The organism is Pseudomonas sp. SJZ131 (assembly GCF_007828705.1).
GTDB classification, from domain to species: Bacteria; Pseudomonadota; Gammaproteobacteria; order Pseudomonadales; family Pseudomonadaceae; genus Aquipseudomonas; species Aquipseudomonas prosekii.
In genome coordinates this window covers 469,826-490,906 of record NZ_VIVC01000003.1, presented here as the reverse complement: position 1 = coordinate 490,906, position 21,081 = coordinate 469,826, and the positions used below count along the sequence as shown (strand labels likewise).

Genomic DNA, 21,081 nt, shown 5'->3' with positions numbered 1-21,081 from the left:
TTCCCGCAGGCAAAAAAAGATCGCAGCCTTCGCCAGGTCCTACAGGGTTATCGGAAAACCCTGTAGGCACTGACGAAGGCTGCGATCTTTTGGCGTTACTGAATCAAGGACGTTTGCGGTTACTGATCAACGTCCCCACGCCGGTATCGGTGAAGATCTCCAGCAGAATCGCGTTCGGCACCCGGCCGTCGATGATCAGCGAGCTGCCGACGCCGCCCTGAACCGCTTCCAGCGCGCAACGGATCTTCGGCAGCATGCCGCCGTAGATCGTGCCGTCGGCGATCAGTTCGTCGACTTGCTGGGTGGTCAGGCCGGTGAGGACCGTGCCTTGCTTGTCCATCAGGCCGGCGATGTTGGTCAGCAGCATGAGCTTTTCGGCTTTCAGCGCTTCCGCCACTTTACCGGCCACCAGGTCGGCGTTGATGTTGTACGACTCACCGTTGGCGCCGACGCCGATTGGCGCGATCACCGGGATGAAATCGCCTCTGACCAGCAGGTTGAGCAAATCGGTGTTGATCCCGACCACTTCGCCCACTTGCCCGATGTCGATGATCTCCGGTTGGGTCATCTCCGGCGTCTGGCGGGTCACGGTGAGTTTTTTCGCACGGATCAGCTCGGCGTCTTTACCGGTCAGGCCGATGGCGCTGCCGCCATGACGGTTGATCAGGTTGACGATGTCCTTGTTGACCTGGCCGCCGAGGACCATTTCCACCACGTCCATGGTCTGCGCGTCAGTCACGCGCATGCCATCGATAAAGTGGCTCTCGATCGACAGCCGCTTGAGCAGATCGCCGATTTGCGGGCCGCCACCGTGAACCACCACCGGGTTGATGCCCACGGCTTTCATCAGCACGATGTCGCGGGCGAAGCCAGTTTTCAGCTCCTCGCTTTCCATCGCGTTGCCGCCGTATTTGATCACCAGCGTCTTGCCGACGTAGCGGCGAATGTAAGGCAGTGCTTCGGACAGGACCTTGGCGGTGTTGGCGGCGGCTTCGCGTTCGAGGGTCATTCAGGGCTCCGGGTGAATCAGAAGATCAAAACGGTAGTTGGAGATCAGGTGCAACACGCTTCAACTGGACTTTGAACACGTCCTTGATGCGCTGCAATTCAGCCTCGTCATCGGCCTCGAAACGCAGCACCAGCACCGGTGTGGTGTTGGAGGCGCGCACCAGGCCCCAGCCTTTGGCGTAGTCGACTCGCACGCCGTCGATGGTGGTCAGGTCGGCACCTTCGCCCCACTTCGCGTCGTGCAGAGCATCAATGATGCTGAATTTGCTCTCTTCGGTCACATTGATATTGATTTCAGGCGTAGAAATATCGTTCGGGAAGGTCGCGAACAGCTCTTCGGCGGTGGATTTTTCCTTGCTGAGGATCTCCAGCAAACGCGCGGCGCTGTAGATGCCGTCGTCGAAACCGAACCAGCGCTCCTTGAAGAAGATGTGCCCGCTCATTTCGCCGGCCAACAGCGCGCCGGTTTGTTTCATTTTCTTTTTGATCAACGAGTGACCGGTCTTCCACATTAGTGGGCGACCGCCGTATTCCTTGATCAGCGGCGTCAGGCGCCGGGTGCATTTGACGTCGAAGATGATTTCCGCGTCGGCGTTACGCGCCAGTACGTCGCGGGCGAACAGCATCAGCAAGCGGTCCGGGTAGACGATGCTGCCGGTGTTGGTCACGACGCCAACACGGTCGCCGTCGCCGTCGAAAGCCAGGCCCAGGTCGGCGTTGGTTTCCTTGACCTTGGCGATCAGGTCGACGAGGTTTTCCGGTTTGCCCGGGTCCGGGTGATGGTTCGGGAAGTTGCCGTCGACCTCGCAGAACAGCGGGATGACTTCGCAGTTCAGCGCTTCGATCAGTTGCGGGGCGATCACGCCGGCCGCGCCGTTACCGCAGTCGACCACGACTTTGAGGCGACGGGCCAGTTTGATGTCCTGGACGATTTCGGTGTTGTAGCGATCGAGGATTTCGACCTTGGTGATGCTGCCCTTGCCGCTGCTCAAGTTGTTGGTCTTGAGGCGTTCGTGCAGGGCCTGGATCTGTTCGTTGGCCAAGGTGTCGCCGGCAATGACGATCTTGAAACCGTTGTAGTTCGACGGGTTGTGGCTACCGGTCAACATCACGCCGGATTTGCCGGCCAGTACGTTGGCGGCGTAATACAGCGCCGGTGTTGGCACCAGCCCGACGTCGCTGACGTGGCAGCCGCTGTCGGCCAGGCCCTGGATCAGGCGTTCGACCAATTCCGGGCCGGAAAGGCGGCCGTCGCGGCCAACGGAAACATTCGGTTCGTCCTGGGCAAGGCTCTGGGCGCCGATCGCGCGGCCGAGCCAATAAGCGGTTTCGCCGTTAAGGAATTCCGGGACGGTGCCGCGAATATCGTAGGCGCGGAAAATGCTGTCGGGGAACTTCGGTGCGACTTGGGCTGGACTGCTCATCTGTGGAAATGCTCCATTTCGAAAGTGACTGGACCGGCCAGCGATTGACGCTTGGGCTGGCTCAAACTGAAGGGTATGACGGCATTTTCCCCAGAGAGTTCGTGGTGCGAAATGGCCATGATCGTCGCATTAGCCGGTATTTTGCCGGCCAATCCCTTGATTTTCAGTGGTAAACCTTCCAGATGACAGCTGTGCATTTTTGAGCACATAAAGTATTTGCGGCGAGCGAGCTTGCTCGCGCTTGGGGGCGTAGCACCCACAAAATCGGTAATGACTTACAGAATTTGGGGCCGCTTCGCAGCCCAGCGCGAGCAAGCTCGCTCGCCACAGGTTTCTCTGTTGGTCAGTGGCTACCGGAATGCCCGAAACCACCGGCACCGCGTTCGGTTTCGACGAACTCTTCAACCATTTCGAAGTGCGCCTGAACCACCGGCACCAACACCAACTGCGCCAGACGTTCGCCCACTTCGAGGGTGAAATCCTTGTCGCTGCGGTTCCAGCACGAAACCATCAGCGGGCCCTGGTAATCGGAGTCGATCAAACCGACCAGATTGCCCAGCACGATGCCGTGTTTGTGGCCGAGGCCGGAGCGCGGCAGGATCAGCGCCGCCAAACCCGGATCGCCGATGTAAACCGACAGGCCGGTAGGGATCAGCAGGGTTTCGCCCGGCTTGATCACGGTGTCTTTTTCCAGCATGGCGCGCAGGTCGAGGCCGGCGGAGCCTGGCGTGGCGTACTGCGGCAGCGGGAATTCGCTGCCGATGCGTGGGTCGAGGATCTTGGCTTGCAAAGCGTGCATGTAAATTAAACCTGGTTCAGACGGTCGGCGATAAAAGTGATCAGCTGGCGAGCGATTTTGCTCTTGCTGGTCTGGGCGAAAAGTGTGGCGTGCAGTTCACGGTCGATCACGCTGCAGGCGTTTTCTTCGCTGTTGAAGCCAATGCTCGGATTCGCCACGTCGTTGGCGACGATCAGATCCAGATTCTTGTCTTTCAACTTGCGTGCTGCGTAATCGAGCAGGTGTTCGGTTTCGGCGGCGAAACCGACGCTGAACGGACGGTCGGGACGGGTGGCGATGGTGGCCAGGATGTCCGGGTTGCGCACCATTTGTAGCAACAAGCCGTCGCCGTTCGTAGGATCTTTCTTGAGTTTCTGTGGCGCGACGACTTCCGGACGGTAGTCCGCGACCGCCGCCGAGGCGATAAACAGGTCGCAGGGGATCGCCGATTCACACGCGGCGAGCATGTCGCGAGCGCTGACCACGTCGATGCGCGTGACCCGATCCGGCGTCGGCAAGTGCACCGGGCCGGTGATCAACGTCACGCGGGCGCCGGCTTCAACCGCCGCTTCGGCGAGGGCAAAACCCATTTTTCCCGAGCTGTGGTTGGTGATGTAGCGCACCGGGTCGATGTTTTCCTGGGTCGGACCGGCGGTGATCAGCACGTGTTTGCCGGTCAGCGCCTGACGCTGGAAACAGTCCGCGGCGCACTGCGCGAGGTCGGTCGCTTCCATCATGCGGCCCATGCCGACGTCGCCGCAGGCCTGGCTGCCGGAGGCTGGACCGAAGGTCTTGAGGCCGCGCGATTCAAGGGTTTGCAGGTTGGCTTGGGTCGCCGGATCGCGCCACATTGCCTGGTTCATTGCCGGCGCAACAGCGGCCACTGCATCGGTGGCCAGCACCAGCGTGGTCAGCAAATCGTCGGCGATACCTTGGGCGAGGCGGGCGATCAGGTCGGCGGTGGCCGGCGCGATCAGCACCAGATCAGCCCATTTGGCCAGCTCGATGTGGCCCATCGCCGCTTCGGCTGCGGGGTCCAGCAGGTCCAGGTGAACCGGGTGCCCGGACAAGGCCTGCATGGTCAGCGGAGTAATAAACTCCCTGCCGCCACGGGTCATGACCACGCGCACTTCGGCGCCCTGGTCGATCAAGCGGCGGACCAGGTCGGCACTCTTGTAGGCAGCAATGCCGCCGCCGACGCCCAGAACGATGCGTTTCCGATACAGCCGCTGCATAGGTCTGCCTTTCATTTCGTTGATGACTGCATGGCGAAACCCCCTCCCCAGGGATGAATTCGCCCGCAAAAAAGATGGGCTACGATATCACAGCGACCGCTACGGAACAGCGGCGCCCACAGACCAGGGAGGTGTTATGAGTATTCGTGATTGGCCGGCGGCGGAACGGCCGCGGGAGAGGTTATTGGAGTTTGGCTCGGCGAGTCTTTCAGATGCCGAGTTATTGGCGATTTTTTTACGCACCGGCGTCTCCGGCAAAAGCGCGGTCGATCTGGCGCGACACTTGTTGGTTCAGTTCGGCAGCTTGCGTTCACTGCTGGAGGCTGATCGAACAACATTCAGCAAAGAATTAGGGCTTGGGCCGGCGAAATTCGCGCAGTTGCAGGCAGCTCAGGAGATGGGCCGACGGCACTTGGCTGAGCAATCGCGGCAAAAGTCCGCGCTGGAGAGCCCGCAAGCCGTGCGCGATTATCTGAAATCCATGCTGCGCCACGAGCCCCACGAGGTGTTCGGCTGCCTGTTTCTGGACTCCAAGCACCGCGTGCTGGCGTTCGAAACGCTGTTTCGCGGCTCTATCGACACCACCAGCGTCTACCCGCGACAAGTGGTCAAGCGCGCCTTAGCGCACAACGCCGCAGCGATGATCCTGTGCCACAACCACCCCTCCGGTAACCCCGAGCCGAGTCAGGCCGACCGAATGCTCACCAGACGCCTGCAAGAGGCGCTGGAATTGATCGACGTGCGCGTGCTCGACCATTTCATCGTCGGCGACGGGGAACCGCTGTCGATGGCGGAGTACGGCTGGATGTAGCGCGCGGGACACCTGTAGGAGTGAGCCTGCTCGCGATCGCATTCTTTCAGTCACCGATTTGGTTGACTGACACGGCGCCATCGCGAGCAGGCTCACTCCTACAATTGATCTGCGGTAAACACAGAATCTGCGTCCAACCCACAACCCCTGTAGGAGCGAGCCTGCTCGCGATCGCATTCTTTCAGTCACCGATTTGGCTGACTGACACGGCGCCATCGCGAGCAGGCTCGCTCCTACAATTGATTTGCGGAAAGCACAGAATCTGCGCCCAACCCACAACCCCTGTAGGAGTGAGCCTGCTCGCGATTGCATTCTTTCAGTCACCGATTTGGCTGACTGACACGGCGCCATCGCGAGCAGGCTCACTCCCACAATTGATCTGCGGTAAACGCGGAATCTGCGGCCAACCCATAACCTTGTGGGAGCGAGCTTGCTCGCGATGGCGGTTTATCAGTCAACAGCGATGTTGAATGTAACGGCCTCATCGCGAGCAAGCTCGCTCCCACAGGTTTTGTGTCGGGTCGGGTTATTTGATGCTGACTTTGGAATAATCCTGGCGGCCGAACGGGCTGACTTGGTAACCCTGCACGTCCTTGCGCGTCAGTGCGAACGCCGTCGGGTGCGCCAGCGGCAGCCACAACGCCTGTTGCTGGATCTGCGTTTGCGCCTGTTCATACAGCTTGGTGCGCACGCCTTGTTCGCTGGTGGTTTTGCCGGCACTGATCAGCTTGTCCAGGTCCTGATTGCAGTAGCGCGCGAAGTTGGTGCCGGACTTGACCGCCGCACAGGAAAACTGCGGCGTGAGGAAGTTGTCCGGGTCGCCGTTATCGCCCGCCCAGCCCATGAACAGCAAGTCATGCTCGCCAGCCTTGGCGCGCCGAATCAACTCGCCCCACTCGATCACGCGGATCTCCGCTTGAATGCCGATGGCGGCCAGATCCGACTGCAACATCTGCGCGCCGAGGCTCGGGTTCGGGTTCAGCAAACTGCCGGAAGGGCGGGTCCAGATCGTCGTCTGGAAACCTTCCTTGAGCCCGGCCTTGGCCATCAATGCCTTGGCTTTTTCCACGTCATGCGCGTAGCCGGGCAGGTTTTTCGCGTAGCTCCAGGTGTTCGGCGGGTAAGGGCCGTTCGCCGGCGCGGCGGTGTCTTCGAACACGGCTTTGATGTAGTTGGCCTTATCGAACGCGAGGTTGATCGCCTGGCGCACTTCCGGTTTGTCCAGCGGCGGATGCTGGGTGTTGATGCCAACGAAAGCGGTCATGAACGCGTCAGTCTTTTCGACTTTCAACGTCGGCTCTTTCAGCGCGGCTTGTACGTCGAGCGGCTTGGGCGAGAGCGCAATCTGGCATTCGTTGCGGCGCAACTTCTGCAAACGCACGTTGGCGTCCGGCGTAATGGCGAAGATCAGCGGGTCGACTGACGGCTTGCCGCCGAAGTAATCCGGGTTGGCCTTGTAGCGAATCACCGCGTCTTTCTGGAATCGCGTAAATACGAACGGGCCGCTGCCGATTGGCTGGCTGTTGAGCTTTTGCGGTGTGCCGGCCTTCAACAGTTTGTCGGCGTATTCGGCGGAATAGATCGAGGCGAAACCCATGCTCAACGTCGCGAGGAAGGTCGAATCCGGGTGATCGAGGGTGAAGCGCACGGTCAGTGGGTCGAGCGCGTCGATCTTCTTGATCAGCGCCGGCAACTGCATTGACTGCGCGTGCGGGAAGCCGCTCTGGGCGATTTTGTGCCACGGGTGCGCCGGGTCGAGCATGCGGTCGAAGCTGAATTTGACGTCTTCGGCGCTCAACTCGCGGGTCGGGCTGAAGTAGTCGGTTTTTTGGAATTTGACCTTCGGATGCAGTTTGAACACGTAGGTCAGGCCGTCCGGCGAGACTTCCCAGCTGTCGGCGAGGCTGGCGACCACTTTGCCGCTGGCGGTATCGAAATCCACCAGACGGTTCATCAGCACATCGGCCGATGCATTAGTGGTGGTCAGCGAGTTGTATTGCACCACGTCGAAGCCTTCAGGGCTGGCCTCGGTGCAAACGGTCAGGGCCGCAGCGTGGGCCAGCGGGCTCAGCAGCAGAGGGGCGAGCAGCAGCGGTAGGGCAGCGAGGCGCATGGTCAGATTCCTTCACAGATCGATTGCCCATCTGCAAGTGCAGTCTGGAAAAGGCCTACCCTAGAGGGCTCTTTTGCAAATGACTATCCCCTTTTTCATTTTGGGGCGACTATAGGCGCCAGATTTTTGTGTGTGAGGGTTGGCAAGGGTCTTGGATTGACGTGTTGGTGGAGGCTCTGCGACGAGCGGTCGCCACCGACAATAGCCTTTATCCAAGGCGCTCACAGCCCGGAAAACGGGCTTTTTGTGAATTCTTCGCACACTGAATGTTGTTGCTTCAAGGTCTTTCTGGTATAAAGCAGCGCTCTTTTCTAGGGGCCCGGTTCCTTCACTGTAGGTGTAGCCGGTAAGACCTCTAAAGAAACGCGGCGCCTGGCGCCAAATGACTGAGAGATTAAGCGGCCAACCCATGCCGGGTTGGGCATGTGGTTTTAGAGGGCTGAGGCATGTCGAGAGTATGTCAAGTTACCGGTAAGGGTCCGGTGACTGGGAATAACATTTCCCACGCAAACAACAAAACCCGTCGTCGTTTCCTGCCGAACCTGCAGCATCACCGCTTCTGGGTTGAAGAAGAGAAACGTTTCGTGCGTCTGCGCGTATCTGCCAAAGGCATGCGTATCATCGACAAGCGTGGCATCACTGTCGTGCTGGCCGAAATCCGCAAAGCTGGCAAGATCTAAGGGAGCTAATCATGCGTGAATTGATTCGTTTGATTTCGAGCGCCGGTACTGGTCACTTCTACACTACCGACAAGAACAAGCGCACTACGCCGGACAAAATCGAGATCAAGAAATTTGATCCGGTTGTTCGCAAGCACGTGATCTACAAAGAAGGCAAAATCAAGTAATTGATTTTTCCGACTTACGAAAAAGGCCCGTATCGCGAGATACGGGCCTTTTTTGTTGCCTGCGGGTTAGGCGTTGCCTGTCAGGACGCCTTCGCGGGCAAGCCTCGCTCCTACAGGGATCGCGTCCGTCCTGTAGAAGCGAGGCTTGCCCGCGAAGAGGCCGGCCCAGACAACTAAAATCCCCAAACCCTCAAGCCTTCTGCTCAAACGCCACATAGATCTTGCGGCACGCTTCCAGCACTTCCCACGTCCCGCGAAAACCCGCTGGAATCACGAAGCGATCGCCCGCGCGCACGGTTTTACTGTTGCCGTCGTTATCGCGCAGCACCGAAACACCCTGCACGATCTCGCAATATTCATGTTCGGTGAAGTTCACCAGCCACTGGCCCACCGCGCCTTCCCAGACGCCGGCATTCAACTGGCCGCAAGGGCTGTTGTAGTGGTTGTAAACCACTTGTTCGGGATCGCCTTTCAGAATTTTCGCCTCGTCCGGTCGATAGCGTTCCGGTTCGGTTTTGGCTTGGCTGAAGTCGACCACGTTCTCGATATTCATTGTTGTAATCCCCCGTGATTGCGGCGCGATGGCTGGAAAGGCCAAAGTCTATGTTTATTAAAATGAACACCGCAAGGCTGTTTACCTGCCTTATGTCAAATATATTGAAACAACCCCGGTCACTGGTTTAGGGTGGCGGGTGCCCTGGGCCGAAAGTCGGCTGGCCGGGCGGAATTCCTGCAAGCACTCGCGAACAAACGCGGGGCACTCGTATTCAACAAGAGGAGGACACCCGAATGACCACCCTGACTCGTGCCGATTGGGAGCAACGCGCTCGCGATCTGAAGATCGAAGGCCGCGCCTACATCAATGGCGAATACACCGACGCCGTCTCCAGCGAGACCTTCGAGTGCATCAGCCCGGTCGATGGCCGTCTGCTCGGCAAGATTGCCAGCTGTGACGCCGCCGACGCCCAGCGCGCTGTGGAAAATGCCCGCGCTACCTTCAATTCCGGCGTCTGGTCGCGCCTCGCTCCGACCAAACGCAAAGCCGCGATGATCCGTTTCGCCGGTCTGCTCAAGCAGCACGCCGAAGAACTGGCGCTGCTTGAAACCCTGGACATGGGCAAACCGATCAGCGATTCGCTGTACATCGACATCCCCGGCGCGGCGCAAGCGCTGAGCTGGAGCGGTGAGGCGATCGACAAGATTTATGACGAAGTCGCCGCGACTCCGCACGATCAACTGGGCCTGGTGACCCGCGAGCCGGTGGGCGTGGTTGGCGCAATCGTGCCGTGGAACTTCCCGTTGATGATGGCCTGCTGGAAACTCGGGCCGGCGCTGTCCACCGGTAACTCGGTGATCCTCAAGCCGTCGGAAAAATCGCCGTTGACCGCCATCCGCATCGCCGCGCTGGCCGTTGAAGCCGGTATTCCGAAAGGCGTGCTCAACGTTCTGCCGGGCTACGGCCACACCGTCGGCAAGGCTTTGGCCTTGCACAACGACGTCGACACCTTGGTGTTCACCGGTTCGACCAAAATCGCCAAGCAATTGCTGATCTACTCCGGCGAATCGAACATGAAACGCGTCTGGCTCGAAGCCGGCGGCAAGAGCCCGAACATCGTGTTTGCCGATGCGCCGGACCTGCAAGCCGCCGCCGAATCCGCCGCCAGCGCCATCGCCTTCAACCAGGGCGAAGTCTGCACCGCCGGTTCGCGTCTGCTGGTCGAGCGTTCGATCAAGGACACCTTCCTGCCGCTGGTGATCGAAGCACTGAAAACCTGGAAACCGGGCAACCCGCTGGACCCGGCGACCAACGTCGGCGCGCTGGTGGACACGCAGCAGATGAACACCGTGCTGTCCTACATCGAATCCGGCCACACCGACGGCGCCAAACTGGTCGCGGGCGGCAAGCGCATCTTGCAGGAAACCGGTGGCACCTACGTTGAGCCGACGATTTTCGACGGCGTGAACAACGCGATGAAAATCGCTCAGGAAGAAATCTTCGGCCCAGTGCTGTCGGTGATTGCTTTCGACTCCGCCGAAGAAGCCATCCAGATCGCCAACGACACGCCGTATGGCCTGGCCGCAGCGGTGTGGACCAAGGACATCTCCAAGGCGCACCTGACCGCCAAGGCACTGCGCGCCGGCAGCGTTTGGGTCAACCAGTACGACGGCGGCGACATGACCGCACCGTTCGGTGGCTTCAAGCAGTCGGGCAACGGTCGCGATAAATCGCTGCACGCGTTCGACAAATACACCGAACTGAAGGCGACCTGGATCAAGTTGTAAGCGCCACACAACGAAGATCCCCTGTGGGAGCGAGCTTGCTCGCGATAGCGGTGTAACAGTCGACATCAGTGTTGAATGTGCAACCGCCATCGCGAGCAAGCTCGCTCCCACAGTGTTTTGTGCTGAACAAAAAAATATCCACAGGAGCGTGGAACATGCGTTGGGCGACTTATTTCGCCGTGTTGGCGTCTGTCTTGAGCGTTGGCTTGGCTCTGGGCGTAAGCATGCCGTTGGTGTCGTTTCGTCTCGAGAGCTGGGGTTATGGCGCGTTCGCGATTGGCGTCATGGCCGCCATGCCGGCGATTGGCGTGTTGGTCGGGGCGAAGATCTCCAGCCATCTGGCGGCGCGTTTCGGCACCGCCAACCTGATGCGTCTGTGCCTGTGGGCCGGGGCGGTGTCCATCGGTTTGCTGGCGCTGTTGCCGAGTTACCCGATCTGGCTGCTGCTGCGGCTGATGATCGGCGTGATCCTTACGCTGGTGTTCATCCTCGGCGAGAGCTGGATCAACCAACTGGTGGTCGAGCAGTGGCGCGGCCGTTTGGTCGCGCTGTACGGCAGCAGTTACGCGTTAAGCCAACTCGGCGGGCCGTTGCTGTTGGGGGCCTTGGGCACTGATCACGATTACGGTTTCTGGGTCGGCGTCGGTTTGCTGATTTCTGCGCCATTGCTGTTGCTCGGGCGCAGCGGCGCGCCGGCCAGTGAAGCGAGCAGCGTGACGTTCGGTGATTTGTGGACGTTCTGCCGAGGCTTGCCGGCGATTGCCTGGGCGGTGTCGCTGTTCGCCGCGTTCGAGGCGATGATCCTGACGCTACTGCCGGTGTATTGCCTGCGCCAGGGCTTCACTGCCGAGATTGCTTTGGCGATGGTCAGCACGGTGGTGGTCGGCGATGCGTTGCTGCAATTGCCGATTGGCGCGCTGGCGGATCGGGTGTCGCGGCGCAGTCTGTTCACCGCTTGCGCGGTGGTGCTGCTGGGGTCGAGCCTGGCGATTCCGCTGCTGCTCGACACGTTGCTGATCTGGCCGCTGTGGGTGTTGTTCGGCGCGAGCGCGGGTGGGTTGTTTACCTTGTCGCTGATCTTGATCGGCGAGCGTTATCGCGACGATGCGCTGGTGCGGGCCAATGCGCACATCGCGCAGCTGTGGGGCATCGGTTGCCTGGTCGGGCCGTTGGCGGCCGGCGCGGGCAGCCAGTGGATCAGCGGGCACGCGTTGCCACTGCTGATGGCGGCGGGGGCGTTGGGGTTGGTGATATTGCTGATGCGCCAAGGTGCGTTTGGCGCAGTGGCCGAACCTGCCTGAACCTGAACGCAAAACCTGTGGGAGCGAGCTTGTGTGGCGAGGGGGCTCGCCCCCGTTCGGCTGCGCAGCAGTCGTAAAACCATCCAACGCGACATAACGGGTAGATTCGTGTCGTCAACTTTGGCGCCGCTTCGCAGCGCAGCGGGGGCAAGCCCCCTCGCCACAATTGATCAGTAAACCTTGACTACAACATCCGCTCCAGCCCGACGGTGGTGCTGAACCACGCATTGAACCGCCGCCACAGACTGCCCGGCTCTTTGCTCAGCGTGTGCATTTTGCCGTCGTCCTCGGTCACCCAAACCACTTTGCCGTCCTGCAGTTTCGCCTCGTAACTGAGCGGCGGCGCCATGCCTTGCAGCGCCAGTTCACGCACGTGCGCGGCGAGTTCCGGGCTGTCCACCAGCACCCCGACTTCGGTATTCCACAGCACCGAACGCGGGTCGAAATTGAACGAGCCGATAAATGATTTCTTCTGGTCGAAAATCATCGCTTTGCTGTGCAAACTCGAATCCGAGCCTTGATACGCCGAGCGCCGGAACAGATTCGGGCCACTGCCGCCACCTTCACCGGGCTGGCGACGCAACTCGTACAGCTTCACCCCGTGCTCCAGCAACGCCTTGCGATACGGCGCATATCCGCCGTGCACCGCCGGCACGTCGGTGGCTTCCAGCGAATTGGTGAGCAAACTCACGGTGACGCCCGCGTCGGCACGCCCGGTGAGGTAAACCAGCCCCGGTTGTCCCGGAACGAAATACGCGGAAATCATGATCAGCTCTTTGCTGACCCCAGTCAGCTCAGGCGCCAGTTGCGTGGTCAGCAGCAAGTGCGGATCGGGTTCGCCTTTGGACAACACCTTGCTCGGCGCGTCCCACAGTGCCTGGTTCCACGCCCAGATCAACTCGCTGCGCCAGATATCCAGGCGCGGGTGTTTGTCGTAAATCATCAATTGCTGATACAGCGCGTGGTTCTGTTTACGCGTTTCTTCCAGCGATTGCTCCAGCTGCGCGCGGGTCTCTTGCAGGTCCTTGGCAGTTGGTTTGCTGCTGAGGAAATCGTCGATCGGCTTGCTCAGCGCACTGTTCCAGTACTGGTCGAAACTGTGCCCGAGCTGCTCGGCGACCGGGCCGACGCTGAGCATGTCGATATCAGTGAAATTCAGGTTCGGCTCGGCGTCGAAATACTCATCGCCCAAGTTGCGTCCGCCGACGATGGCGGCGCTGTTGTCGGCCAGCCACAGCTTGTTGTGCATGCGCCGATGTTGCAGCGACAGGTCAAACAAACGGCCCATGGCCCGCGTCACGCCGGTGGCGCGGCCCAGGTGCAACGGGTTGAACAGGCGAATCTGGATTTGCGGATGTGCGGCCAGCGTCGCGATGATCTGGTCGAGGCCGTCGCTGGTGGTGTCGTCCAGCAGGATGCGCACGCGCACGCCACGGTCGGCAGCCTTGAGCAATTCCTCGACGAGCATCCGCGTGCTGATGCCGTCGTGGACGATGTAGTACTGCAAGTCGAGGCTGGTCTGGGCGTTGCGGATCAACTCGGCGCGGGCCATGAAGGCTTCGGTGCTGTTGGACAACAGGCGAAAGCCGGATTGCCCTTGATGCGGCGCCGCTTGGGCCTGGATCGAGCGGCCAAACGCCGAATCGGCTGCCGGCAGCGCTGAGCTCGGCTCGCGCGGGGCGCTGATGCTGGCGCAACCGCCAAGGAGCGCGGTGAGTAACAAAAGCACGTACAGCGGTGGTCTGGCTCTCACGTAGGATCGTTCCGAGTGGCGGCGGTTGTCGGCATAGGATGCCGGTTTTGCGAGAAAGGTCAGTCGCTGGTGAAATCTGTTTCGGCCAGCAACTTGATCGCCGCCGCGCCGACCTTGCGCACGGCGTCTTCGATCTGCGGCGTCGGTTTGGCAGCGTAGTTCATGCGCAGGCAATTGCGGTACTTGCCCGAGGCGGAAAAAATGCTCCCGACGGCGATCTGTACGCCTTGATCGTGCAGCGCTCGATTCAGTTTCAAGGTGTCGAAACCTTCCGGCAATTCGACCCACAACATGAAGCTGCCCTGCGGGCGACTGGCGCGTGTGCCGGCCGGGAAATAACGGCTGACCCAATCGATCATCAAGTCGCGATTGCGCTGATATTGGCTGCGCATCCGCCGCAGATGCGGCTCGAAGTGGCCGCCCTTGAGGAATTCGGCGATGGCGATTTGCGGTTGCGGCGCGGTGGAGCCGGTGCTGATGTATTTCATGTGCAGCACCCGTTCCAGATAACGGCCCGGCGCTACCCAGCCAATCCGCAGCCCTGGCGCCAGGGTTTTGGAAAACGAGCTGCAAAGCAGCACGCGGCCGTCTTCATCGAAGGATTTGATCGTCCGTGGGCGCGGGTAGTTGTAGGCCAATTCGCCATACACATCGTCCTCGATGATCGCCACGTCGAAGCGCTGTGCCAGGTTCAGCAATGCGCGTTTGCGCCCCTCGGGCATGATGTAGCCCAGCGGGTTGTTGCAGTTGGGCGTCAGTTGAATGGCTTTGATCGGCCATTGTTCGAGCGCCAGTTCCAGTGCGTCGAGGCTGATGCCAGTGAGGGGGTCGGTGGGAATTTCCAGAGCTTTCATGCCCAGGCCCTTGAGGGTTTGCATGGCGCCGTGAAAGCTCGGCGAGTCCACCGCGACGATGTCGCCTGGCGTGCAAATCGAGCGAATGCTGGTGGACAGTGCTTCGTGGCAACCGGTGGTGATCACCAGGTCAGCAGCGCTCAATTGGCAGCCGGAATCGAGCATCAGCCGGGCGATCTGTTCGCGCAGGTCGAGGTTGCCGTGGATGTTGTCGTAATACAGGCCGGGCATGTCCTGGCGCCGACTGATTTGCGCCAGCCCGCGCAGCAACGGTTTCATGGTCGGCGTGGTGATGTCCGGCATGCCGCGCCCGAGTTGCACGGTGTCTTTGCGTGGCACCGCGCGGATCAATTCCAGCACCTGATCCCACTGCGAAATATCCACCGGGCGTTGCGCCGGGCGGCCAATCGCCGGCAGTTCCGGCAAGTCGCGGCTGACCGGCACGAAGTAGCCGGATTTGGGTTTCGGCGTCGCCAGGCCGCTGTCTTCGAGTACACGATAAGCCTGTTGCACGGTGCTCAGGCTGACCCCGTGTTCCACGCTCAAGGCCCGCACCGACGGCAACCGGTCGCCGGGACGATAGAAGCCCTGTTCGATACGCGTGCCGAGCAATTCGGCGAGATTGACGTAGAGAGTCATGGTGCAGCCTCGGCGCGGGTGATTCGGTTAACCAGTACAGATCGGCTTTAAATACGTGATTCAGAGCCTGAACGGTCAATCTGTATGGAATTAATACAGTTGCTTTGAATCTGTAATGCTTTTCGACGTCCGCGCATCATGAAAGCTCTGGCTATCCAAGTAAACAGGAGCAATCAAAATGAACGGCTTGAGCGATGTGCGGCTGACGTTACACAGTCAGGAACTGGCGGCAGGGCAGGAGAACGCGACCCGCGAGGCAACGATGAGCACGGCGTCTTGCCTGAGTCGTTGGGCGCTGTTCTGGCGGCGAGTGCATACACGCAAGGCGTTGCTGAACCTGACGACCGAACAGTTGCGCGATATTGGCTTGAGCCGCGAGCAAGCGCTGGCGGAAGGGCTGAAGCCGTTTTGGCGGATTTGAAGTCTGTGGTGTGCTTCAGGTCCATTCGCGGGCAAGCCTCGCTCCTACAGGTTATGCACTGGATACCTGTAGGAGCGAGGCTTGCCCGCGAAGGCGTCCTTACAAACGCCAAAAATCTCTCAAACCAACTCTTTAAGCCGATGCCACAACATCCCCAACGCCAGCAATGGTGAGCGCAAATGCTTGCCGCCGGGGAAGGTGATGTGCGGCACCTGCGCAAACAGATCAAAGCCGCCGCTGTGCTGGCCGCTGATTGCTTCGGCGAGCAACTTGCCGGCCAGGTGCGTGGCATTCACCCCGTGCCCGGAATAGGCCTGGGCGTAATACACATTCGGCTGCTCCTTGAGCCGGCCGATCTGCGGCAAGCGATTGGCGCCGATGCCAATCATCCCGCCCCACTGATAATCGATTTTCACCCCGGCCAGTTGCGGGAATACCTCAAGCATCTTTGGCCGCATGTACGCGGCGATGTCTCTCGGGTCGCGCCCCGAGTAATGGCAGGCGCCGCCGAACAGCAAACGCCGATCCGCCGAGAGTCGGTAATAATCCAGCGCGACCCGTTGATCACACACCGCCATGTTCTGCGGCAACAGGTTATGCGCCTGTTCCTCGCTCAACGGCTCGGTGGCGATGATGTAACTGCCGGCCGGCAGCACTTTGCCGCTGAGTTCGGGGTTGAGGTCATTCAGATAAGCGTTGCAACCGAGCACCAAGGTCTTGGCGCGCACCCGACCCTGAGCGGTATGGACCTTCACTTCCGAGCCGTAATCGATACGGATAACCGCCGACTGTTCGAACAGTTTGACCCCCAGTTGCTGCGCGGCGGCCGCTTCGCCGAGCGCCAGGTTCAGCGGGTGCAAATGCCCGGAACCCATGTCGATCAAACCGCCGAGGTAACGGTCCGAGCCCACTACCGAGTGCATTTCATCGGCTTGCAGCAAGCGTGTTTCGTAGCGATATCCGAGGCTGCGCAGTTCTTCGGCGTCTTCGGCGAACCCTTCAAGGTCGCGGGGTTTGTTCGCCAAGTCGCAATAACCCCAGGTCAGGTCGCAAGGTATCTGGAAACGCTCGACGCGCTGGCGGACGATTTCCACCGCTTCCAGGCCCATGAGTTTCATCTGCCGCACGCCGTCGGCGCCGATGATGTTGGCGAACTGATCGAGGCCATGGCCGACGCCGCGAATCAGTTGCCCGCCGTTGCGGCCGCTGGCGCCCCAGCCGATCTTGTGCGCTTCGAGCAGCACGACGCTGAGGCCACGCTCGGCCAGTTCGAGCGCCGTGTTCAACCCGGAGAACCCGCCGCCGACCACGCACACATCGGCGATCAACTCGCCTTGCAGCGCCGGGTGATCGGGCTGCGGCAGGCTGCTGGCGGCGTAATAAGAGGCGGTGTGCCGGGCAGGGGCATTCATGCGTGGGTTCCTGATCATCGTGTTTGAAAAAGTCGACGGAGGATAAGCCGGACCTTCCGGCGCGGGCAACACTGGTCGGTTGCGGCTGTATGGATCGAGCCGGATGCGTCAGACTCGCGTTCAATTTCGCTTTTGGTCAGCGCTTCGATGAGTTGCAACAGTCAGAAAATTCGCACCTTGCGCCAGCAGATCCCCTCGTTCGAGTGCGTGCCTGGCTGCCATGACTGCTGCGGCCCGGTGACTACTTCGCCGGAAGAAATGTCGCGCCTGCCGCGCAAGACCCGCGCCGAGCAGGACGCCGCAATGGACGAGCTGAACTGCGTACATCTGGGGCCAAACGGCTGCACCGTGTACGACGAGCGGCCGCTGATCTGCCGGTTGTTCGGCACCACCAAAACCCTGCCGTGCCCCAACGGGCGCGGGCCGGTGGAGCTGATCCATCCGCGGGTGGAGAAGCAGATTCATGAGTACATGGCTTCGACGCGGCAGGTGTTGGTTTAGCGGTCGCGTTCCTGCGGAGTGACCGAGTCGACGCCATCGCGAGCAAGCTCGCTCCCACAGGTTCAGCGCTGTCCTTGTGGGAGCGAGCCTGCTCGCGATGGCGTCCGCCCAGCCGACTTGATCTCAATCCGGGATCGGCAGGCACAGGCTCTCTTTGACTTCTTCCATTACGATATAGCTCTTCGATTCGCGCACATGCGGCAGTTTCAGCAGGATGTCGCCGAGCAATTTGCGGTAAGACGCCATCTCGGAAATCCGCGCTTTCACCAGATAATCGAAATCCCCTGAGACCAAATGGCACTCCAGCACGTGCGGCAGTTTCAGCACCGCGCGTCGGAACTCTTCGAAAGTATCGCCGGATTTGTAGTCGAGGCTGATCTCGACGAACACCAGCAAGCTACCCTTCAAATGCTGCGGATTGAGCCGGGCGTTGTAGCCCATGATGATCCCTTCGCGTTCCAGCCGACGCACCCGCTCGGTGCACGGCGTGGTCGAGAGGCCGACCTTTTCCCCCAGCTCGGTAAAGGAAATGCGCCCGTCCGCTTGCAGGATCCGCAGGATGTTGCGGTCGATCTTGTCCAGCTCACGTTTGGTCTGAGTGTTGGTACGCATAGGGGATGCGCCTCCGTGAAAAGGGTTTTTGCCGAGAATTGTCGCCAAATATAGGCACTTATATAGTGAAAAGCACTGGCTAATCTTTTTTAAACTGCGCACATCATCGGTTTGCACACATCGATTTACACAGCACACGTCAGCGGTCCGCCGCGATGAGGGAAATAAAAATGCGCGTTATGGTCTTGGGTAGCGGCGTCATCGGTACCGCCAGTGCTTACTATCTGGCCCGTGCCGGATTTGAAGTGGTGGTCGTGGACCGGCAGCCGGCCGCTGCCATGGAGACCAGTTTCGCCAACGCCGGGCAGGTTTCGCCGGGTTATGCCTCGCCGTGGGCCGCGCCGGGCGTGCCGCTCAAAGCGATCAAATGGCTGCTGCAACGCCACGCGCCATTGGCGATCAAGGCCACCGCCGACATCGACCAATACCTGTGGATGGCGCAGATGCTGCGCAACTGCACCGCCAACCGTTATGCGGTGAACAAGGAGCGCATGGTCCGTCTGTCCGAGTACAGCCGCGACTGCCTCGACGAATTGCGCGCCGAAACCGGCATCGCCTACGAAGGCCGCAGCCTCGGCACCACGCAACTGTTCCGCACTCAGGCGCAGCTCGACAACGCCGCCAAAGACATTGCCGTACTGCAAGCGTCCGGCGTGCCGTTCGAACTGCTCGACCGCGCCGGTATTGCTCGCGTTGAACCGGCGCTGGCCAGCGTCACTGACATCCTCGCCGGTGCCCTGCGCCTGCCGAACGACCAGACTGGCGACTGCCAGATCTTCACCACGCGCCTGGCCGAAATGGCCGTGAAACTCGGCGTGGAATTCCGCTTCGGCCAAGACATTCAGAAGCTCGACTACGCCGGTGATCGCATCAACGGTGTGTGGATCGACGGCAAGCTCGAAACCGCTGACCGCTACGTCCTTGCGCTCGGCAGTTATTCGCCGCAACTGCTCAAGCCGCTGGGCATCAAAGCGCCGGTTTACCCGCTCAAGGGTTACTCGCTGACCGTGCCGATCACCAACCCGGCGATGGCCCCGACTTCGACCATTCTCGACGAGACCTACAAAGTCGCGATCACCCGTTTCGACAACCGCATTCGCGTTGGCGGCATGGCCGAGATCGCCGGTTTTGACCTGTCGCTGAACCCGCGTCGGCGCGAAACCCTGGAGATGATCGTCAACGACCTTTATCCTCAGGGCGGCGATCTGGCCCAGGCGAGTTTCTGGACTGGCCTGCGCCCGACCACTCCGGACGGCACGCCGATCGTTGGCGCGACGCCGTTCAGCAATCTGTTCCTGAACACCGGCCACGGCACACTCGGTTGGACCATGGCCTGTGGCTCCGGGCGTTTGCTGGCAGATTTGATTGCGAAGAAAACCCCACAGATCAGCGCCGAAGGCCTCGATATTTCCCGTTACGGCAGCAAAATCCAGGAGTCCGCAAAACATGGCAATCCAGCGCCAGCTCACCAATGAACGCATGAGTCAGATCGTCGCCCACAACGGTACCGTGTACCTCGCCGGGCAGGTTGGTGATGACCTGAGCGCCGGAATTGAACAGCAGACCCGCGAAACCCTGGGCAACATCGAGCGTTTGCTTGATCTGGCCGGCACCGACAAAAACCATCTGCTGTCGGTGACGATTTACCTGAAAGACATCGATGCGGATTTCGCCGGCATGAACGCGGTGTGGGATCAGTGGTTGCCAAAAGGCGTCGCCCCGGCCCGTGCCACCGTCGAATCGAAGCTGTGTGAACCGGAAATTCTGGTTGAGCTGTCAGTGGTTGCCGCGCTGCCGTAACGGCCTGTTGCAAACAACCTGTAAAAAACGATCCCTCTCCCGGTGCTGCTGGCGGTTCACGCCGTCAGCCAGCGCCGGTTTTTATTCCCATGACCGCCTAGAAGTCTGCCGCCATGCGTCCTGCCCGTGCCCTGATCGACCTTCAAGCAATGCGTCACAACTACCAGATCGCCCGTGAACTCGCGCCGGGGGCCAAGGCCCTCGCGGTGATCAAGGCTGATGCCTACGGCCACGGCGCGGTGCGTTGCGCGCAGGCGCTGGAAGCCGAGGCCGACGGCTTTGCGGTGGCATGCATTGAAGAGGCGCTGGAACTGCGCGCGGCGGGGATTCGCGCGCCGGTGTTGTTGCTCGAAGGTTTTTTTGAAGCTGAAGAGTTGGCGCTGATTGTCGAGCACGACTTCTGGTGCGTGGTGCATTCGCTTTGGCAACTCGAAGCGATTGAGCAAGCGGCGCTGAGCAGACCGATCACGGTGTGGCTCAAGCTCGATTCGGGCATGCACCGCGTCGGTTTGCATCCCAAGGACTATCAAGCGGCCTATCAACGGCTGCTGGCCAGCGGCAAAGTGGCGAAAATCGTCTTGATGAGCCACTTCGCCCGCGCCGATGAATTGCACGCTCAGGCCAGCGCCGAGCAGGTCGCGGTGTTTGAAGCGGCGCGTCAGGGCCTGGCCGCCGAAGTCAGCTTGCGCAATTCGCCCGCCGTGCTCGGTTGGCCGCAGATCCCCAGCGATTGGGTGCGTCCTGGCATCATGCTCTACGGCGCCACGCCGTTCGAAGAAGCCAACGCCGTGGCCGCGCGCCTGCAACCGGTGATGACCCTCGAATCGAAAGTGATCTGCGTGCGCGAACTGCCGGCCGGCGAGCCGGTGGGCTACGGCGCGAAGTTCATCACGCACAAGCCGATGCGCATCGGCGTGGTCGCCCTGGGTTATGCCGACGGTTACCCGCGCCATGCACCGACCGGCACGCCGGTAATGGTCGCCGGCCAGCGCAGCCAGTTGCTCGGGCGGGTGTCGATGGACATGCTCTGCATCGATTTGACCGATGTGCTGCACGCCGGCCTTGGGTCGACCGTCGAGTTGTGGGGCAAAAACGTGCTGGCCAGCGAAGTGGCGCTGGCCGCTGACACGATTCCTTACCAGATCTTCTGCAACCTGCGCCGGGTGCCGCTGCTCTATTCCGGGGCTTGAGGCAAAACGCCCCGCGCCGGAAGTCGCCTCGCTGAACAGGATTCAGGCCAAAGTGTTGTAAATACTGAACGCTGTCGCCATGATAACGCTCAAATTTTC

19 protein-coding genes and 1 pseudogene are annotated in these 21,081 nt (G+C 60.5%); 10 read left to right on the top strand and 10 right to left on the bottom strand.

Features of this window, described 5'->3' with window-relative positions:
* Positions 1 to 103 precede the first annotated feature (103 nt).
* The 4 genes and pseudogenes from argB to coaBC all read right to left on the bottom strand — a co-directional run bounded on the left by argB (position 104) and on the right by coaBC (position 4,445).
* Complete coding sequence (gene argB, locus FBY12_RS16475) at positions 104 to 1,009, bottom strand: acetylglutamate kinase (RefSeq protein WP_092276181.1); 906 nt, start codon at positions 1,007 to 1,009, stop codon at positions 104 to 106.
* Between the two features lie 25 nt (positions 1,010 to 1,034).
* A pseudogene (locus FBY12_RS16470) lies at positions 1,035 to 2,411 on the bottom strand (phosphomannomutase/phosphoglucomutase); the annotation flags it as partial.
* Between the two features lie 364 nt (positions 2,412 to 2,775).
* Positions 2,776 to 3,231, bottom strand: a complete 456-nt coding sequence (dut, locus tag FBY12_RS16460) for a dUTP diphosphatase (RefSeq protein WP_092276186.1) — start codon at positions 3,229 to 3,231, stop codon at positions 2,776 to 2,778.
* A gap of 5 nt (positions 3,232 to 3,236) precedes the next feature.
* Positions 3,237 to 4,445 (bottom strand): bifunctional phosphopantothenoylcysteine decarboxylase/phosphopantothenate--cysteine ligase CoaBC, encoded by a 1,209-nt coding sequence (gene coaBC / locus FBY12_RS16455; protein ID WP_145254549.1) that lies wholly within the window; start codon positions 4,443 to 4,445, stop codon positions 3,237 to 3,239.
* 136 nt (positions 4,446 to 4,581) lie between these two features.
* Between coaBC and radC the strand changes: the two genes are divergently transcribed.
* The gene (gene radC / locus FBY12_RS16450; RefSeq protein WP_121732325.1) at positions 4,582 to 5,256 is read left to right on the top strand and encodes a DNA repair protein RadC; all 675 of its coding nucleotides are present in this window, start codon (positions 4,582 to 4,584) and stop codon (positions 5,254 to 5,256) included.
* A gap of 526 nt (positions 5,257 to 5,782) precedes the next feature.
* Here radC and FBY12_RS16440 read toward each other — a convergent pair.
* Positions 5,783 to 7,369: an ABC transporter substrate-binding protein gene (locus tag FBY12_RS16440; RefSeq protein ID WP_145254013.1), complete on the bottom strand. Its 1,587-nt coding sequence runs from the start codon at positions 7,367 to 7,369 to the stop codon at positions 5,783 to 5,785.
* A 446-nt stretch (positions 7,370 to 7,815) separates the two neighbouring features.
* Here FBY12_RS16440 and rpmB point away from each other — a divergent pair, with 446 nt between their 5' ends.
* Both rpmB and rpmG read left to right on the top strand, forming a co-directional pair.
* Positions 7,816 to 8,049 (top strand): 50S ribosomal protein L28, encoded by a 234-nt coding sequence (gene rpmB, locus FBY12_RS16435; RefSeq protein WP_007894701.1) that lies wholly within the window; start codon positions 7,816 to 7,818, stop codon positions 8,047 to 8,049.
* An 11-nt stretch (positions 8,050 to 8,060) separates the two neighbouring features.
* Entirely contained in the window at positions 8,061 to 8,216 is a 156-nt protein-coding gene (gene rpmG, locus FBY12_RS16430) for a 50S ribosomal protein L33 (protein WP_007894709.1), read from the top strand.
* Between the two features lie 190 nt (positions 8,217 to 8,406).
* Here rpmG and FBY12_RS16425 read toward each other — a convergent pair whose 3' ends face one another.
* On the bottom strand, positions 8,407 to 8,769 hold the full coding sequence (locus tag FBY12_RS16425; protein ID WP_145254010.1) for a cupin domain-containing protein: 363 nt from the start codon (positions 8,767 to 8,769) through the stop codon (positions 8,407 to 8,409).
* A 236-nt stretch (positions 8,770 to 9,005) separates the two neighbouring features.
* Here FBY12_RS16425 and FBY12_RS16420 point away from each other — a divergent pair, with 236 nt between their 5' ends.
* Both FBY12_RS16420 and FBY12_RS16410 read left to right on the top strand, forming a co-directional pair.
* Positions 9,006 to 10,499, top strand: coding sequence for an aldehyde dehydrogenase (locus FBY12_RS16420; protein ID WP_145254007.1), 1,494 nt, complete (start codon positions 9,006 to 9,008; stop codon positions 10,497 to 10,499).
* Positions 10,500 to 10,654: 155 nt separating this feature from the next.
* Complete coding sequence (locus FBY12_RS16410) at positions 10,655 to 11,800, top strand: MFS transporter (RefSeq protein ID WP_121732321.1); 1,146 nt, start codon at positions 10,655 to 10,657, stop codon at positions 11,798 to 11,800.
* Positions 11,801 to 11,984: 184 nt separating this feature from the next.
* Here FBY12_RS16410 and FBY12_RS16405 read toward each other — a convergent pair whose 3' ends face one another.
* On the bottom strand, positions 11,985 to 13,553 hold the full coding sequence (locus FBY12_RS16405) for a phospholipase D family protein (RefSeq protein WP_145254003.1): 1,569 nt from the start codon (positions 13,551 to 13,553) through the stop codon (positions 11,985 to 11,987).
* Positions 13,554 to 13,612: 59 nt separating this feature from the next.
* On the bottom strand, positions 13,613 to 15,046 hold the full coding sequence (locus FBY12_RS16400) for a PLP-dependent aminotransferase family protein (protein WP_121732319.1): 1,434 nt from the start codon (positions 15,044 to 15,046) through the stop codon (positions 13,613 to 13,615).
* Between the two features lie 178 nt (positions 15,047 to 15,224).
* Between FBY12_RS16400 and FBY12_RS16395 the strand changes: the two genes are divergently transcribed.
* Positions 15,225 to 15,467: a DUF1127 domain-containing protein gene (locus FBY12_RS16395; protein ID WP_145253999.1), complete on the top strand. Its 243-nt coding sequence runs from the start codon at positions 15,225 to 15,227 to the stop codon at positions 15,465 to 15,467.
* Between the two features lie 119 nt (positions 15,468 to 15,586).
* Here the strand turns inward: FBY12_RS16395 and FBY12_RS16390 are convergent, their stop codons facing one another.
* Positions 15,587 to 16,879, bottom strand: coding sequence for an FAD-binding oxidoreductase (locus tag FBY12_RS16390; RefSeq protein ID WP_145253996.1), 1,293 nt, complete (start codon positions 16,877 to 16,879; stop codon positions 15,587 to 15,589).
* Between the two features lie 147 nt (positions 16,880 to 17,026).
* On the opposite strand from FBY12_RS16390, the gene FBY12_RS16385 reads away from it, so the two are divergent.
* On the top strand, positions 17,027 to 17,380 hold the full coding sequence (locus FBY12_RS16385) for a YkgJ family cysteine cluster protein (protein ID WP_007947437.1): 354 nt from the start codon (positions 17,027 to 17,029) through the stop codon (positions 17,378 to 17,380).
* A 123-nt stretch (positions 17,381 to 17,503) separates the two neighbouring features.
* On the opposite strand, the gene FBY12_RS16380 is transcribed toward FBY12_RS16385, so the two are convergent.
* Positions 17,504 to 17,992 (bottom strand): Lrp/AsnC ligand binding domain-containing protein, encoded by a 489-nt coding sequence (locus tag FBY12_RS16380; RefSeq protein WP_010465173.1) that lies wholly within the window; start codon positions 17,990 to 17,992, stop codon positions 17,504 to 17,506.
* A 170-nt stretch (positions 17,993 to 18,162) separates the two neighbouring features.
* Here FBY12_RS16380 and dadA point away from each other — a divergent pair, with 170 nt between their 5' ends.
* The 3 genes from dadA (at position 18,163) to alr (ending at position 20,982) form a co-directional block, all read left to right on the top strand.
* Entirely contained in the window at positions 18,163 to 19,467 is a 1,305-nt protein-coding gene (dadA, locus tag FBY12_RS16375) for a D-amino acid dehydrogenase (protein WP_145253993.1), read from the top strand.
* Positions 19,439 to 19,792: a RidA family protein gene (locus FBY12_RS16370; RefSeq protein WP_145253991.1), complete on the top strand. Its 354-nt coding sequence runs from the start codon at positions 19,439 to 19,441 to the stop codon at positions 19,790 to 19,792. The genes dadA and FBY12_RS16370 overlap by 29 nt, the downstream gene beginning before the upstream one ends.
* 113 nt (positions 19,793 to 19,905) lie before the next feature.
* On the top strand, positions 19,906 to 20,982 hold the full coding sequence (gene alr / locus FBY12_RS16365) for an alanine racemase (protein ID WP_145253988.1): 1,077 nt from the start codon (positions 19,906 to 19,908) through the stop codon (positions 20,980 to 20,982).
* Positions 20,983 to 21,081 lie beyond the last annotated feature (99 nt).